This window comes from Clostridium hominis (assembly GCF_014287825.1).
Classification (GTDB): Bacteria; Bacillota; Clostridia; order Clostridiales; family Clostridiaceae; genus Clostridium; species Clostridium hominis.
Genome location: NZ_JACOOO010000025.1, coordinates 213572 through 229690, shown reverse-complemented (window position 1 = coordinate 229690; position 16119 = coordinate 213572). Strand labels below are relative to the sequence as shown.

At 29.6% G+C, this 16119-nt stretch carries 16 protein-coding genes; 4 read left to right on the top strand and 12 right to left on the bottom strand.

All coding sequences use genetic code 11. The annotated features are described in order from the left end of the window. Nucleotides 1-14: 14 nt before the first annotated feature. Nucleotides 15-1175, bottom strand: a complete 1161-nt coding sequence (locus H8S20_RS12600) for a sensor histidine kinase (protein ID WP_243177659.1) — start codon at nt 1173-1175, stop codon at nt 15-17. Then, a complete protein-coding gene (locus H8S20_RS12595) occupies nt 1166-1882 on the bottom strand; it encodes a LytR/AlgR family response regulator transcription factor (protein ID WP_032119399.1) in 717 nt (238 codons plus the stop codon). Before H8S20_RS12595 ends, H8S20_RS12600 begins: the two co-directional genes overlap by 10 nt. A gap of 328 nt (nt 1883-2210) precedes the next feature. On the opposite strand from H8S20_RS12595, the gene H8S20_RS12590 reads away from it, so the two are divergent. Both H8S20_RS12590 and H8S20_RS12585 read left to right on the top strand, forming a co-directional pair. Then, on the top strand, nt 2211-2756 hold the full coding sequence (locus H8S20_RS12590) for an ECF transporter S component (protein ID WP_032119400.1): 546 nt from the start codon (nt 2211-2213) through the stop codon (nt 2754-2756). A gap of 30 nt (nt 2757-2786) precedes the next feature. Next, entirely contained in the window at nt 2787-3920 is a 1134-nt protein-coding gene (locus tag H8S20_RS12585) for a pyridoxal-phosphate-dependent aminotransferase family protein (protein WP_186860346.1), read from the top strand. A 66-nt stretch (nt 3921-3986) separates the two neighbouring features. On the opposite strand, the gene H8S20_RS12580 is transcribed toward H8S20_RS12585, so the two are convergent. The 4 genes from H8S20_RS12580 to H8S20_RS12565 form a co-directional block, all read right to left on the bottom strand. Then, complete coding sequence (locus tag H8S20_RS12580; protein WP_032119402.1) at nt 3987-4190, bottom strand: hypothetical protein; 204 nt, start codon at nt 4188-4190, stop codon at nt 3987-3989. Nucleotides 4191-4359: 169 nt separating this feature from the next. Continuing rightward, a complete protein-coding gene (locus H8S20_RS12575) occupies nt 4360-5190 on the bottom strand; it encodes an undecaprenyl-diphosphate phosphatase (protein ID WP_032119403.1) in 831 nt (276 codons plus the stop codon). 203 nt (nt 5191-5393) lie between these two features. Beyond that, on the bottom strand, nt 5394-6353 hold the full coding sequence (locus H8S20_RS12570; RefSeq protein WP_186860345.1) for an alpha/beta hydrolase: 960 nt from the start codon (nt 6351-6353) through the stop codon (nt 5394-5396). Nucleotides 6354-6571: 218 nt separating this feature from the next. Further along, on the bottom strand, nt 6572-7843 hold the full coding sequence (locus tag H8S20_RS12565) for an MFS transporter (protein ID WP_186860344.1): 1272 nt from the start codon (nt 7841-7843) through the stop codon (nt 6572-6574). A 222-nt stretch (nt 7844-8065) separates the two neighbouring features. Between H8S20_RS12565 and H8S20_RS12560 the strand changes: the two genes are divergently transcribed. After that, the gene (locus tag H8S20_RS12560; protein WP_186860343.1) at nt 8066-8578 is read left to right on the top strand and encodes a hypothetical protein; all 513 of its coding nucleotides are present in this window, start codon (nt 8066-8068) and stop codon (nt 8576-8578) included. 232 nt (nt 8579-8810) lie between these two features. Here the strand turns inward: H8S20_RS12560 and H8S20_RS12555 are convergent, their stop codons facing one another. The 4 genes from H8S20_RS12555 to H8S20_RS12540 form a co-directional block, all read right to left on the bottom strand. Next, nucleotides 8811-9035: a glutaredoxin domain-containing protein gene (locus H8S20_RS12555; protein ID WP_032119407.1), complete on the bottom strand. Its 225-nt coding sequence runs from the start codon at nt 9033-9035 to the stop codon at nt 8811-8813. Then, entirely contained in the window at nt 9035-9946 is a 912-nt protein-coding gene (gene trxB / locus H8S20_RS12550; RefSeq protein ID WP_186860358.1) for a thioredoxin-disulfide reductase, read from the bottom strand. The genes H8S20_RS12555 and trxB overlap by 1 nt, the downstream gene beginning before the upstream one ends. Before the next feature lie 360 nt (nt 9947-10306). Beyond that, complete coding sequence (gene nhaA, locus H8S20_RS12545) at nt 10307-11494, bottom strand: Na+/H+ antiporter NhaA (protein WP_186860342.1); 1188 nt, start codon at nt 11492-11494, stop codon at nt 10307-10309. 114 nt (nt 11495-11608) lie between these two features. Beyond that, on the bottom strand, nt 11609-11938 hold the full coding sequence (locus tag H8S20_RS12540; protein ID WP_032119409.1) for a winged helix-turn-helix transcriptional regulator: 330 nt from the start codon (nt 11936-11938) through the stop codon (nt 11609-11611). 145 nt (nt 11939-12083) lie between these two features. Here H8S20_RS12540 and H8S20_RS12535 point away from each other — a divergent pair, with 145 nt between their 5' ends. Further along, nucleotides 12084-12488 (top strand): pyridoxamine 5'-phosphate oxidase family protein, encoded by a 405-nt coding sequence (locus H8S20_RS12535; RefSeq protein ID WP_186860341.1) that lies wholly within the window; start codon nt 12084-12086, stop codon nt 12486-12488. Nucleotides 12489-12541: 53 nt separating this feature from the next. Here the strand turns inward: H8S20_RS12535 and H8S20_RS12530 are convergent, their stop codons facing one another. Next, nucleotides 12542-13864, bottom strand: coding sequence for an MATE family efflux transporter (locus H8S20_RS12530; protein WP_186860340.1), 1323 nt, complete (start codon nt 13862-13864; stop codon nt 12542-12544). A 361-nt stretch (nt 13865-14225) separates the two neighbouring features. Continuing rightward, complete coding sequence (locus H8S20_RS12525; protein WP_186860339.1) at nt 14226-16115, bottom strand: PTS fructose transporter subunit IIABC; 1890 nt, start codon at nt 16113-16115, stop codon at nt 14226-14228. Between the last annotated feature and the right edge of the window lie 4 nt (nt 16116-16119).

Sequence of the window (16119 nt, the reverse complement as noted above, 5' to 3'; positions counted from 1 at the left end):
TAATTTAATTCTATCTATATAGGTACTGTTACCTCCGAAGCAAAAATCCCTGGTTCATTTTGTAGATTTAAAAAGCCATTATACTTATTTACTAATATATTTACCCTCTTCATACCAAGTCCATGGTTTCCTCTTTTATTAGTTATATAATTCCTATCATTAAAATCCAACTCCTCTTTAGCTGAATTTTGTATAGAAATATATAGTTGTTTCTTAATTATTGCCACATAAATTCTTATAAATTTATTTTCATTTAGTTTCTGGCAAGACTCTATTGCATTATCTAAAAGATTTCCTAATATAACACATAAGTCTATATCACTAACAGGTAAATCTTTATTAACTTCAGCCTTACACTTTACTTTAATACTATATTTTTCAGCTATAGCAATCTTACTATTTAAAATGGCATCTAGCATTAAATTCCCCGATCGAACTCTAGAATCAATCCGTTCAAGCTCCCCCTCTAGCTCTAATAAATATTCATCTACTAAATCTAATCTATCCATATACAAATGAGCTTTTATAACTTGAATATGATTATGATAATCATGTCTAAACCCTCTCATATTCAAATATACAGTCTTAATCTCTTCATACTGATTTGTTAGTAAATCTTCTTGAAATTCAGATGTCTTTCTTTTGAAAATTTTGTTATAACCTAATAATATACTCTCAAAAGCACCAAATGTACTAACTACAAGAAATAAAATAACATAACTATATCTGCTATTATTAAGGGAATAGGCAAGAAATATATATGATAAATATATACTTATTACAATTACATTAGTTTTACTAGATATTAATTTACGATAACTACTCAATAATATATACATAATCAAAAATATAGCTATAATAACAACTACTTCTGTAAAATTTTTAAAAAGCTTATGTAAAAGAAATAAGGAACATACAGCTACACCAAAAGTTAAAATCCATTTATATTGTTTATGGAAACTTTCTTCATCATAAAATAAATCAAATAAAATAATTATAATCGTACCTAATACTGCTCCTAAATATTCTTTAACAAAAATCGCACTAACTATGGTACATATACTCATTAAAATAAATACAACTACTTTCTTTAACTTACCAGCTTCTATACTTCCAATCTGGCATACGTAGTATAAATATATAGCTGGCAACATAATCATAGATATTATCCACATATTACACCTCTATAGAAGTCTAAATAAGCTTTGTTTAAAGCTTCCCACTTCCCTCTAGCAATAGGAACATTTAAGCCATCTTCTAAGATAACTTCTCTTTTAGATATAGTCGATATTTTAGATAAATTTACCAAGTATGATCGATGACAGCGGTAAAAATATTCTTTCTTTACTTCATTTTCTAAAAGACTTATGCCTTTTTTACATACGATTTCTTTATCTATCATATGTAATATACTTTCATGTCCAATACTTTCAATGCTACATATATCTAACTGTCTAATCTTATGCTTAGCTCCATTACAGTTTACAAAAAGAAAATCCTCCTTTTTTTTAGTACATTCACTAACCTTATCAAGAATATTAAACAATCTCTCCTTATTAATTGGCTTCAATATATAATCTAGTGCTTGTACCTTATATCCTTCAAATACATAATCCTTATCACCTGTGATAAAGACTATTATCATATCTTCCCCAAAGCTTCTTAGCTTTTTTGCTAAAGCCATTCCATTAAGCTCCCTCATCTGTATATCAAGAAATAATACCTCATAATCTTTTACATCTTCATAATTAAACAAAAATTCTTCTGCACTTCTAAAAATATCTATAATGCAAACATCTTTTTTACTCTTGCTCCATTCATTGCAATATTCAGATATTAACTCTAATTCTACTCTTTCATCATCACAAATCGCTATCTTCATTAACTGCTACTCCAATCAATCGTTTTTTATAAATCAATTTCTTCTATTAATTATAAAATATTTACCCTTATAATTCCATATATTAATTTTTATGTAAATTAAGTCATATCTCCACTTAGCTTCCCTATCAAGCTTACTAACTTTCACCCTTTTGTGTTAGCAAAACTTTTTACCTACCATAAGCACCTTTCCCCATTGACGAAGTCAATATTTTTATATTCATGCTAGCAAAACCTTTTTGTATCGATACACTTGCATTATTCCATCATTATCCTATTATAATATTATGATTTAAAATTCAACTAACAAACAAGGGGGCTTTAATTTTATGAACACTAATTCCAAATCAAAATTTAACGCAAAAGAAATAGCTATATATGGTTTATTTATCGCTTTAGTATATATAGCTACAACAATCAATATTCAAATCGGATCTACCAGTGGAGGATTATTTCATTTAGGCAATGTTATGTCTTTTACTATAGCTATGGTATTTGGTAAAAAAGCTGGGGCTTTATCAGGTGGTATAGGTATGGCTTTATTTGACATCCTAAGTCCATATGCAGTTTGGGCTCCATTTACTTTAATAATAAGATTAATCATGGGATATGCTATAGGGTACTTTGCCTTCAAAGCTTCTAACAGCAAAAAGCAAAGCATTATAAACAATAGCATAGGATTAATTATAGCTTTTATAGTTATGATAGTTGGATATTATGTGGCTGAAGGCCTTATATACGGAAACTGGATAATACCTCTTCAATCAGTATTTGCTAATGCACTTCAATGTATTGTCGGAACTTTAATTGCAGTTCCAATATCAACAGCTTTAAGAGCTGGTTTTAAAGTAAGACATATAAAAACTGAGATATAATTAAAAGAGAATTTATGGAGGCTAAAAGCTATGGAAAAACTAATAATGACACCTGGCCCAACGTTTATAAGAGAAAATGTTAGAGAAGCTATGGGGAGACCTATAACTAATCCTGACTTAGATTTAGAATTTTATGATTTTTACAAAAACACTTGTGAAAAACTTCAAAGCATAATGCATACCAAAACCCAAGTTTTAATCTTAGATGGTGAAGGCATACTTGGTTTAGAAGCAGCCTGCGCTTCACTAATTGAAGAGGGAGATAAAGTCCTTTGTATTGAAAATGGTATCTTTGGCTATGGTTTTAAAGACTTTGCTGAAATGTATGGGGGAAATGTAACATTCTTTCATGGAGAAAGAGATCATGGAATAAACATTGAAAACCTTGAGAATTTCTTAAAAGAAAATCATGATTTTAAGGTTGCTACAGTAGTTCACTGCGAAACTCCATCCGGTATAACAAATCCAATAAAAGATATCTGTCCGCTACTAAAAAAATACGGTATATTATCAATAGTTGACTCAGTATCAAGTATTGGTGGTGAAAAAATACATGTTGATGAATGGAATATTGATATAGCTCTAGGTGGCTCTCAAAAATGTCTTTCTGCTCCTCCTGGATTAACTTTCCTAAGCATTAGTAAAGATGCCACAGAAGCTATGAACAACCGTAAAACTCCTATTAGAAGCTTCTACGCCAACCTTACTATTTGGAATGATTGGTATGAGAATAAATGGTTCCCATATACTCAACCTATTAGCGATATTTATGCCTTTGATAAAGCTATTGATAATTTCTTAGATGATAAAGATGCACTTCAAAGACATGAGCGTTATGCTGAAGCTTGTAGATATGCTTTAAAGGAATGTGGTTTAGCCCTACTACCTAAAGACTGTCACTCTAATACCGTTTCAACAGTATTAGTTCCTGATGGAATCAATTATAAAGATTTATTTAACAAGCTATATTCTGAGCATAATATTATAATTGCTGGAGGCTTTGATTTTCTACAAGATAGGATCTTTAGAATAGGTCATATGGGCGAAAACTGCTATGAAGAAAAACTTTATATTACACTTAAAGCTATCAACACAGTTCTTAATGAATTAGGCTTCAACCTTAAAGGCGACCTTCATAAGAAATTTGCAAACTATCTAAGTTAATATAATATGACATAAAAATAACCAGTCAACAAGACCGGTTATTTTTATTTATATTAATTACTTAAACTATTGAAGTGAATTTTGTTGTTGAGATTTTTTGAAGTTCTCAATATTTTGGTCTATTTGAGCCTTGCTTTGCATTTGACCTTGGCTTTGTGAAACATTATTCATTCCTGACTGCATTGATCCTTGGCTTTGATTGCTCATAGCATTATTCTGCATAGAATTTTGTTGTCCTTGTTGTTTGCTTTGGTTTGCGTATTTGTTCATAAGATTTCCTCCTTAATTTAAATTCATTATTATCTTGTGGAAATCTAATTTTAAAATACCTGTCAAAAACTTCTTAAGACAACTTGTGTAGAGATGGTCTATATTTCCTAGGTTGTCTAATACTTAAAAATAAAAGGACTATCACTATTGGATAATCCTTTTAATCTAACTATTTAATTATGTAGAAATATGCTAGAACTATAATACCAAGTACAATTCTATACCATCCAAACACTTTAAAGTCGTGCTTTTTGATATATGTCATTAAGAACTTGATTGCAATTACTGATACTATAAAAGCAACAACAAGCCCTACAACTAATAGTATAAGTTCATTTCCTGTAAAGCTAAATCCAAACTTAAGTAGCTTTAATGCACTTGCTCCAAACATAACTGGTATAGCAAGGAAGAATGTAAATTCAGCTGCTACAGTTCTAGATACACCAATTAATAACGCTCCTACTATAGTTGCTCCTGAACGTGAAGTTCCTGGGAATACTGCAGCTATAAGTTGCCATATACCAATTATTATCGCAGTAGTATATGTTATATCTGCTAAGCTATTAATAGTTGGTCTCTTACCTTTATTATAATTTTCAACAACTATAAATAAGATACCAAATACTATTAACATTATAGCAACCGTTGTTGGGTTATAAAATAATGCATTAAGCTGATCATCAAATAAAAGACCAACTACTGCAGCTGGTAAACAAGCTACTACTATCTTAAACCACATAGAGAAAGTATCTTTTTCTATATGCATTCCCTTATTATCAAAGGTAAAGGGAAATATCTTTTTCCAATAAAGAATAACAACAGCTAAAATAGCACCAAGCTGGATAACTACTAAAAACATCTCCATAAATTCTGGTGACACATTAAGCTTTAAAAACTCATCTACTAATATCATATGCCCTGTACTACTAACAGGAAGCCATTCTGTAATACCTTCAACAACTCCAAGTATTATGGCTTTTATAATTTCTAAAAATTCCATTTAATTACCTCCAACTAAAAAAGTCTTTACTTAACCCCTTCCCTATTATATATTATTTTTCCAATTTATAATAGCCAAATTACATATTCTTAATTATAATTTAAGAATATGTAACCTTATTTCCCCACATTGACTTTATTGCTAACCTCTCTATAATAAATTAAATCTATATTTTCTTATAAAAATATTATCTCACTATAAACTTAAACCATTTTTCTACTATATACCTCCTTTAAAGCATAATAAAATGATTCTGGTTCATCCATCATAGTCATATGCCCTGCATTAGGAACCATGTATATCTCCTTATCTGGTGCTGATATACTTTCAAAATACTTTTGCGCTATTGGATAAGGTGTTTGCCAATCCTTTTCTCCTAAAATATAATATACAGGAACTTTATAGTCTAAGGAATAAGAGTTCAAATCATATTCCCATAAAAAATAATATAAAGTTTGATTAGCCATAAGTGACTTTATCAAAGATGATATATCTGAAAATTTCATAATTGGACTTTTTAAAACAATTGATATAATTTTAAAGTTTAAGCTTATAGCCAATTTATATTTATTTTGAAGTCTACGTAGCTTTCCTATTTTAATAAAAGTATCATTTTCAAACTTATCTCCTGGATAATCCCCAAGAACTTCTAGTGTTTTTAGAGACTTTTTATCATCAACTTCTATTATTAGCTCCTTCACCTTTTCATAGCCTACTCTCTCATTTTCAATCATATTTACAACTTGCCCTACTCCAATATAATACTCAACCTCTTCAGGATGATTTAATACAAAAGTACTCCCTAAAACACTTCCCCACGAATGTCCAAGTAATATTATCTTACCTTTATTATACCGTGCCTTTAAATGCTGAATTATTTGATATAAGTCTTCAAGCATCAAATCCATAGTAGGGAAACTATTTGGATTTTTAGTAAGAGTTTTTCCTGCCCCTCGCTGATCCCAATGAACTACAGTATAAATTTCTTCCCATTTTTCTTGAAATGAATAAGCAAAAATAGACTCTGCCGAACCAGGCCCACCATGTAAAAAAAGCATAACCGGATTATTTTCATCAGTACCTGCATGGAATAAATATTGAAGTATACCATTTATATTTATATATTCCTCATCATAAATTTTTCTTTTTAATTTATTTTTCATACAATCACTTCCTTGTATACACTATATATAATTATATTTTATTAACTATAGAATTGATTTATGTTAACTTATTAAATGATGTAGAACAAGAAATGGAATGAGCTTAATTCCCATTCAGCTCATTCCATTTCTTCATATTAATTTTATATAATTTTACCCCATTGCAAAGTTCATTCCACCTTTGGCGAAGTTAACCCCCTTACCTTTTAGCAAGCAACCTAAACTCTTCTATTATATATTTTCTTAACGTACTCTCTTCCTCTATACATTACAAATAACACTGCTAAAATATTAAAAATAGAGAAGATTACAGTTACACTTCTTTCACTAATAAATTCAGCCATTCCTCCACCAAGAAGTTGGCCTAATATTCCTCCTGCTGCACATATCATATTAAATATTCCATTAAATCTACCTCTTTTTTCATCTGGTACATAGCTTTGTGTTGCAGAAATTCTTATATTATATGAAGTAACACCCATTATTCCTGTGATGAAGAAGCATATCATCATAACATTTACAGGCATAAATAGTTGAATACCTTCAATTATAGAAATACTCATATAAACAGTTATAGCAATTAAAAACTTCTTACTTACAGGGTACTTAAATTTATAATAAATCATTCCTCCAATAAGCCTTCCTATAACTCCGCAGCCTGTTACAAAAGTAAATAAAGTAACAACATCTATAGGAATATTACTAAATAATCCCGGATTATTCTTGAAGAATGGTAAAAGCACCGTCTGAGTAGCACCTCCTGAAAACATAGTTAAACAAAAATAGATAGTTATAACAAGAAGACCTTTTTCAACCCATATATAAGATAATCCTTCTTTAAAGTCATCCTTATATCCTTTAAAATCAAATTTCTTATACTCTTCATTAGATATATGGGTTTCTTTATATTTAATACTTGCTTCAAAACAAGCTGCAATAAAAAACGATATAGCATTAAACAAAAATAAGTATGCTGCTGTTCCCATAGAATTATATATAAAGGATGCAACTGGAACCATAAAAGCAGCTAGTGGATATATCATACTTGAAATTGAATAAGCCTTAGAAAAATTACCTTTCGTAATTAGGTTAGGGTAAAAACTTTCATACGCAACCGCATAAATTCCATCAATAACTCCTATTAAAAGACTTACTGCCATTAATATTCCATAGTTAAAATATCCCCCACTAATAAAAAGAAAAATCCCAAAGTAAATAATAGAAGATAAAAAGTCTAAAGTATAAATAACTTTCTTCCTAGAGAATCTGTCTAAATATGGCCCCGCAAATAAAGGCACTACAATCTTAGGTAAATTATATACAACCATAAATAATGCATATAAAAATGTTGAATTAGTATAATCAAGTACTACTAGCCCAATAGCAAACCCTGATACTGAATTCCCCAACATTGATATAATAGATCCGATAGTTATAATGGTAAAATCCCTTGTCCATAGTTTATTTTTATTTAATATTTTTTCATTCATAGCCTTTGCCCCCTTTAGCTAATTATTTTACCAATACTGTTAATTATATCATTTAATTGCATATATATACTATAAATTTCTGTATTTATAAATAAATCTCTTTTACCTAAACTATTTTAACCAAATATAATTTTAAAACCTTAATAAAGATATTTATAAAAAAACTTTCATATACTTTAATAAGATAATTACACTTGTAAAGTTAAAGGGGATGAAAAAGGTATGAAGAAATTTTTAATAAGCTTAATATTAGGAATATCCGCATCAGCATTGATTTCTTGTAGCAATAATGAAGTAAATCAAGACAATATCCCTAATAAATATCCTATTAATGAATTCACTGAAAAAGGAGCTACATTACAGGAATATAAAAAAACAGGCTCTGCTATTATGACAGATACAAAAAGTCAAAATTTTTTTGCATCTTTTAATAGCACGTATAAAGTACTATTAACTTCAGATGGAGTTTTAATGCCCTTAATTGTAGTTAATAACACTCCTTATTATTATGACTTTAAAGAAACTAAAAACGAATTACCTGAAAACTATAAAAAGACTGGAATATCATTTTTTAGTGGGAATAGCGAGGAACTTATAGGTGAAAAAGATAGTTATAAGTTTACACAATTAGTGACTGCTTATATAAATAAAGAAGATAAAAGTTCTATTTACTTAAAAATTAAAGATAAAGATGAATATCAGCTTTGGAAAAGCTACGACTCTTTAGCTAAATAACATAATCATAGCATACTCAAAAGAAAATGGAGCGTAAATTTACGCTCCATTTTCTTTTAGTTCATATATTTAAAATCAACTTTTCTATTTAAATCAAACTGCATATAATCTGTATTAAATAATAATTTATTTAATTACTATAGTAAATTCTTCACCAACTTGCTTATAATCATGTCTAATCTTACCACTTTTCTCTGGAAATGCTACTGAATATGGTATTAATGTTAATGTACTACTCCATTGCATCTTCGATTTTCTTTTTATCGAAACCTACGATGATTTCTCCATCAATATCAATTACAGGAACTGTTCTTTGTCCTGAAACTCTCATTACTTCTTCCCTATCTTCATGCTTGTCAGCAACGTTTATTTCTTGGTATTCCCATCCTTTCATTTCAAAAAATCTCTTAGCCTTTACACAAGATGGGCACCATGATGTTGAATATATTTTTATCATTACTTATCTCTCCTTTTTTCTACTATATACTTCTCTGCTGCTAAACTAGCTATTGTTCCATCGGCTACTGCAGTAGTTATTTGTCTAAATTCTTTTTCTCTTACATCTCCAGCTGCAAATACACCCTTAACATTTGTCCTCATATTTTCATCTGTAACTATATAGCCAGTTTTAGTAGTTTTTATATAATCTTTAAATAATTCTGTCTTAGGCTCAGTTCCTATATATCCAAATACAGCTTCAAGATCAATTTCTCTTTCAGTATTATCCTTAGTATTTCTTATAATAGCCTTTTCAACAAAATTGCTACCTTCAACATTAACCAAATCTTCATTATAAAGAATTTCTATCTTAGGATTATTTTCTACTGCTTCTAGCATAGCTTTTTCACCTTTGAAGTAATCATATCTTCTTATTATATATACTTTACTAGCAAACTTAGTCAAGAATTCCGCTTCTTCTAAAGCTGAATTTCCTCCACCAACTACAGCTACAACTTTATCTTGATACATTGCACCATCACAAACAGCACAATAGTGAACACCTTTTCCTGAGAATTTCTCTTCATTAGGAATAGGTAGTTTCTTTGGACTTGCTCCTGTTGCTATTATCACTGCTTCTGGCTTGTAAATATAATCTCCAGTTTCAACTATTAGTTCTTCTCCACTAAACTCTACTCTTTCAATCACATCAAATTCATCTATTTTCGCTCCTAAGCTTTCAGCTTGGTCTTGCATAATATCAGCAAGTTCACTCCCGCTTACCTTCTTAAATCCTGGATAATTCTCTATTGTATAACTATTACGTACTTGTCCGCCTAATATTTTATCTTCTAAAAGTAACATATCTAAATTAGCTCTTGCTGCATATATAGCTGAAGAAAATCCTGCAGGACCCCCACCTATAATCATTAAGTCTAATTCTTTAGTATTCTTTGCCAAAGCTATCAACTCCTTTCTTAGCTTTTAATTAAATATATTATATATACTTTTCGGAAATTAATCAATAATAATTATTATTTAATATATTTTGTTTTAATCTTTCAAACTCTTATAATAAGTATATTCTACTTTACTATTACTTTTCACTATATATTATTCTTTATTTAGCTTTATTTTATTTAACATAAAGGTGTCATTTATAAAGTAATTCCTATACTATAATGATTGTACTTATTAATTCTACCATTATTACTATCTGCGAGTCAAAAACTGGAAAGTCCTTATATTAATGAAAAGAGACCTTGAATAAACAAGATCTCTAAAAACATATTAACTACTCCTCTCTTTCTTTTTTTCAAACCTTGATACTATGAAAGCCAATACTATAGACAGAAGTGAAGCTGCTAAAATAGATACCTTAGATGCATTTAATTCTTCTGCTGTACCTTTAAATGCTAACTCAGCTACAAATATAGACATAGTAAATCCTATACCTGCTAATACTGAAACTGCAAATACGTCAAACCAACTAGCATTATTAGGCTTCCTAGTTATCCCTAGTAAGCTCGCTATATATGTAAATGTCATAATACCTATAGGTTTTCCTATTACTAGTCCTAAAACTATACCTGTCATAAGAGGATATTCCTTAAACAAATTAATTGATCCACTTAAGTTTACACCTGTATTAGAAAAAGCAAAAATCGGTAATATAAAATAGTTAGTAATAGGTTCTAGACTATGTTGCACCTTAAGACTTAAATCATTATCTTTATGTCCATCCTTAGTTAGTGGTAAGCTTAAAGCTAAAATAACTCCACTTATTGTTGCATGAATTCCACTAAAATATATAGCAACCCATAATCCCAAACCTACTATTATATATGGCCACAATCTATTCTTCTTATTTAAAGTCTTTATTAAAAATAGTATAGCTGTTAAAAATACTGCTGCAATTATCGCTGGAATATTAAACTTAGAAGAATAGAATATTCCTATTATAACTATGGAAAGTAGATCATCTACTACCGCTAAAGTAAGTAAAAATACTTTTAAAGATAAGTTTAATCGCTTACTTAAAATAGTAAAAATCCCTATAGCAAAAGCAATATCTGTTGATAATGGTATTCCAGCTCCTATTTCAAATCCACTATTATAATTAAATAAGGTAAAAATTATTGCTGGAGCAACCATACCTCCTATAGCTGCAATAACTGGAAAAGATGCTGCTCTAATATTAGATAACTTGCCAAAAACAACCTCTCTTTTAATCTCACAACCTACAACCAAAAAGAATATAGCCATCAAGAAGTCATTTATGAATATATGAAGATTAAACTCTCCAAAGCCTATATCTTTAAGTATAAATTCATAATACTTATCTAATGGGGTATTAGCTAAAATAAGCGCTACTACTGTTGCTATAACTAAAAGAATTCCAGGAAAAGCTTCCGATTGGATAATACTATTCTTTTTCTTTTTATTATTAAATTCTATGTTATTGATATGTTCTTCCATAACCTAACCTCCAGTTATGTATTTTATCTTTTGTTATAACATTAGTATTCTATAAAACAATCAATAATATTAATTTAAATCATCAAATAGAAAAACTAGTTATAGCTAACCGCTCTAACTAGTTTTTTCACGAGTTTTTTTATAATTATCTCCCCATTGTACCATAGCATCTAAAATAGGCTTTAAACTATATCCAGTTTGAGTTAATGTATACTCTACTCTTGGAGGTACTTCTGCATAAACTTTTCTTGTTAATACTCCACTTTCCTCCATAGCTCTTAAATTTGAAGTAAGAACTTTTTGAGTTATAGTTCCTAGCGACTTCTTTAGTTCTCCAAATCTCTTAGTTCCATCTAATAAATCACGAATTATTAAAACTTTCCAACGATCACCTATCAGACTTAAAGTAATTTCAACTGGACATATCGGTAAATTTTTATTCATCTTAATCCCCCTTAATTTCACAATAGTATCCAAAAGTATACTATAGCACTTTAAAGTGCTTACTATACAATTGATATCATTAAATTTATTATAATATTGTAATATAAAAAATACAACAAATCACTTTTAATAGGGGGAATTCATAATGAATGAAATAGTAAATTTTTTAAATGAAAATCCAGTACAATATTTTTCTAGCATAGGTATAGATGGTAATCCTAAAGTTCGTCCATTTCAATTTATGTTTGAAAAAAACGGGAAGTTATATTTCTGTACAAATAACCAAAAAGATGTATATAACGAAATAAAAAATAATCCTTATATAGAAATCTGTACATCTTCTCCTAATTTTGCTTGGATTAGATTAAATGGTAAGGTTACATTCACTAATGACTTAGAAATTAAAAAAGCTATAATAGAACATAGTCCATTAGTTAAGTCTTTATACCAAAATGCTGAAAATCCAATATTTGAAGTATTCTATATTAAAGATGCAAAAGCAACTATCGCAGACTTTAGTGGAAACTCACCAAAAGAATACAGTCTTTAATTAAAGATGCTCCTTTATTGAAATAAAATTAATAAAGGAGCATTTTCATTTTATTATAAATCTTTATTATTCATTACTTTTTTATCAGCATATAGTTTCCATACAGAAACAATAAATGTTAATAGTTCTGCAACAACAAAAGATATCCAAACTCCGTTCATATTGTAAATGTTAGCTAGAATATATGCTATAGGGATTAATAATACAAATCCCCTAAGCATAGAAATCATGAAAGCTGGTTTTACATTACTAGTTCCACTTAAAAATGCTGCTGATATTATATTTATTCCAACAAAAATAAAGCCTACAAAGTAAATTTTAATACCATTTATAGCTAACATAGTAAGCTCTGCAATATTTTCACTATTAAATATTGCAACTATTTCTTTTGAAAAAATATTTGCCACAATATATATAACTATTGATATAAATACTGATAATATAATAGAATACTTTAAAACTCCATTCATTAGTTCCTTATTTTTCTTCCCATATCCTTCACTTACAAGAGGCTGCATTCCCTGAGCTATTCCTGTAAAAATTGCTATTATAACAAGAGATATATTAGCTACAATTCCATATGCTGCAACTCCAATATTTCCAGAAATATTTAATATTATAAGGTTAAAAACCATAAGTACAACTCCTGAAGATACTTCTGTAATAAAAGAAGACATTCCAAGACTTATAATTTTAGATACTATCTTAAAATTAGGTTTAATAAGCTCTAACTTAAAGTTATTTCTCCTCTTAATAAAGTGTATTGATAGAACTCCTATACTTATAATTGGGGCAAGACATGTAGCAAAGGCAGCCCCAAACATTCCCATAGATAATGGGAAAATGAAAATATAATCAAGTATAATATTTGAAAGACTTCCTACAATCATTCCTGTCATTGATAATCTTGGATCTCCATCATTACGTATAAAAGCTAACAAAATATTATTCGAAATGAAAAATGGCGAAAAACAAAGTATAGTCTTAAGATAGACATTTGACATATTAATAGTATCTGTATCTGCCCCAAGAATCTGAGATAATTTTCTTGAAAATATCAGTCCTATAATTGCTAAGATGAAACTTACTATTAATCCAATAGTCAAAGCATTGGAAAATACTTTCTTTGCTTCTTTGTCTCTATTTTTAGATCTTAAGATTGTATACCTAGTAGCTCCCCCAATACCTATCATCAATCCAAGTCCCTGTATTATACAATATATTGATATTGAAAAATTAAGGGCTGCAAGTCCATTTGCACCTAAAGCCTTAGAAATAAAAAACGTATCCGCAAGAATATAGCAAGATAAACCTATCATCCCAAGTATATTTAAGCTTACATACTTGGCAAACTTTCTTAATATTTTTTTCTCCATATAAATTCCTCCAATCAAAAAAGTGCTTAAACATATTCCTTCTATGACCTACTGGAATATACCTAAACACTATCTTATTTACCCGGTGGCAAATATTATTTCTTCATATAAATTTTTATTTATTATACCATAAAATATTTCATTTTTAAACTATTTACATTTAAATAATTACCTTCCAAAATCAAAGCATTAAAATTTATTCTATTTTATTCATAATATCTTATATTATTTCACTTAAATATGAATCTATATAATAATAATCATAAATTTTCATATTTTATAATTCAAAAAGGGAAGTTGTTTTTACAACTTCCCTTTATATCAAACTAATGTCTATAAATTAAACATTAGTGACGAGGCATTATGCTTCTATTTTCTTTTTTAATGCTGCAAGCACTACCATTCCAACTACTGAACCTATAGCTATTGCTGCTAAGTACATAAGTGGGTTTGATACTATTGGAGTTACGAAGATTCCACCGTGAGGTGCTTGTAATCCACATCCAAATGCCATTGATAATGCACCTGCTGTAGCTGATCCAACTACACATGCAGGTATAACCTTTAATGGATCTGCTGCTGCAAATGGAATAGCTCCTTCTGTAATGAATGATAATCCCATTACATAGTTAGTTAATCCTGATTGTCTTTCTCTTGGTGAGAATTTATTCTTGAAGAATGTTGTACATAAAGCAATTGCTAGAGGAGGCACCATACCGCCAGCCATAACAGCTGCCATTATTTCAAATTGTCCACTAGCTAATGATGCTGTACCAAATACGTAAGCTGCCTTATTGAAAGGCCCACCCATATCTATTGCCATCATTCCACCTAAAACTGCACCAAGTAATATCTTACTGCTTGATCCCATACTCATTAGGAAGTTGTTCATTGCAGTATTTAAAGCTCCTACTGGAGGGTTAACAACAAATATAATTATCGCACCAATTAGTAATATACCAAAGAAAGGATATAGTAATACAGGTTTTAATCCTTCTAAGCTTTGTGGTAACTTACCAAATAATTTCTTTAATCCTACTATTAAATATCCAGCTATGAAACCTGCTGCTAATGCTCCAAGAAATCCTGAACCACCTTCATTTGCAAGCATACCACCAACGAAACCAACTGCTAATGCTGGTCTATCACCAATACTCATAGCGATATATCCTGCAAGAACTGGTAACATAAATCCAAATGCAGTTCCACCTGTGGTCTTTAAGAATGCAGCAAATGGTGTATTCATACCAAAGTTTGCTGGATCTATACTATAATCATCAAATAAAAATGCAAGAGCTATTAGTATACCTCCACCAATTACGAATGGTAACATATGAGAAACACCATTCATTAAGTGTTTGTATATTTGTCTTCCAACACTTTCTTTTTCTCCAGAATCTGAAGCTTCTTCTCCTCCACCAGTATGATGATATACAGGAGCATTTCCACTTATTGCATCATTTATTAAGCTTTCAGCCTTATGTATTCCATTAGCAACCTTAGTTTGGATAACTTTCTTACCTTCAAATCTAGCCATCTCAACTTTCTTATCAGCTGCAACTATTATACAATCAGCATTTTCTATTTCCTCTTTAGTTAAAACGTTCTTAGCTCCACCTGAACCATTAGTTTCAACCTTTATAGATATTCCCATATCTTTAGCTTTATTTTCTAAACTTTCAGCAGCCATAAATGTATGTGCTATACCTGTTGGGCAAGCTGTTACTGCTAAAACTCTATATCCAGTATTATTTGCTTTTGCTTCTTCTTCTTTTTTATTTTCAGCTTCTTGTCTTTCATTCTCTTTTGAATCAATAAGATTTAAGAACTCATCAACTGACTTAGCACTTATTAACATATCCTTAAACTCTGGATCCATTAACATCATTGATAATCTTGCAAGTACATCTAAGTGAAGGTTATTTTCTCCTTCTGGTGCTGCTATTAAGAAGAATAGTTTTGCTGGCTCTCCATCTAGAGAATCATAATCTATTCCATCTCTTAATATCATTGCTGCAAGACCTGGCTCCTTAACTGCTGTAGTCTTAGCATGAGGAATAGCAATATTATCACCAATTCCTGTTGTACTTAAGCTTTCTCTTGTAAGAACTGCTTTTTTGTATTCTTCTTTATCACTTAATCTGCCAGTAGCGTCCATTAGATCTACAAGCTTGTTTATTGCTTCTTCCTTAGTTTTAACTTGAGGATTGATAGCAATACCGTTTTTCTTTAGTAAGTCTGTTATCTTCATCTTT

Bases quoted from the DNA above. Each gene is read 5' to 3' on its own strand.
- H8S20_RS12580 (WP_032119402.1), bottom strand. From the start codon at position 4,190: ATGAACAAATACGCAAACCAAAGCAAACAACAAGGACAACAAAATTCT.
- H8S20_RS12585 (WP_186860346.1), top strand. From the start codon at position 2,787: ATGGAAAAACTAATAATGACACCTGGCCCAACGTTTATAAGAGAAAAT.
- H8S20_RS12590 (WP_032119400.1), top strand. From the start codon at position 2,211: ATGAACACTAATTCCAAATCAAAATTTAACGCAAAAGAAATAGCTATA.
- nhaA (WP_186860342.1), bottom strand. From the start codon at position 11,494: ATGGAAGAACATATCAATAACATAGAATTTAATAATAAAAAGAAAAAG.
- H8S20_RS12555 (WP_032119407.1), bottom strand. From the start codon at position 9,035: ATGATAAAAATATATTCAACATCATGGTGCCCATCTTGTGTAAAGGCT.
- trxB (WP_186860358.1), bottom strand. From the start codon at position 9,946: ATGATTATAGGTGGGGGTCCTGCAGGATTTTCTTCAGCTATATATGCA.
- H8S20_RS12595 (WP_032119399.1), bottom strand. From the start codon at position 1,882: ATGAAGATAGCGATTTGTGATGATGAAAGAGTAGAATTAGAGTTAATA.
- H8S20_RS12540 (WP_032119409.1), bottom strand. From the start codon at position 11,938: ATGAATAAAAATTTACCGATATGTCCAGTTGAAATTACTTTAAGTCTG.
- H8S20_RS12575 (WP_032119403.1), bottom strand. From the start codon at position 5,190: ATGGAATTTTTAGAAATTATAAAAGCCATAATACTTGGAGTTGTTGAA.
- H8S20_RS12565 (WP_186860344.1), bottom strand. From the start codon at position 7,843: ATGAATGAAAAAATATTAAATAAAAATAAACTATGGACAAGGGATTTT.
- H8S20_RS12530 (WP_186860340.1), bottom strand. From the start codon at position 13,864: ATGGAGAAAAAAATATTAAGAAAGTTTGCCAAGTATGTAAGCTTAAAT.
- H8S20_RS12570 (WP_186860345.1), bottom strand. From the start codon at position 6,353: ATGAAAAATAAATTAAAAAGAAAAATTTATGATGAGGAATATATAAAT.
- H8S20_RS12535 (WP_186860341.1), top strand. From the start codon at position 12,084: ATGAATGAAATAGTAAATTTTTTAAATGAAAATCCAGTACAATATTTT.
- H8S20_RS12600 (WP_243177659.1), bottom strand. From the start codon at position 1,175: ATGTGGATAATATCTATGATTATGTTGCCAGCTATATATTTATACTAC.
- H8S20_RS12560 (WP_186860343.1), top strand. From the start codon at position 8,066: ATGAAGAAATTTTTAATAAGCTTAATATTAGGAATATCCGCATCAGCA.
- H8S20_RS12525 (WP_186860339.1), bottom strand. From the start codon at position 16,115: ATGAAGATAACAGACTTACTAAAGAAAAACGGTATTGCTATCAATCCT.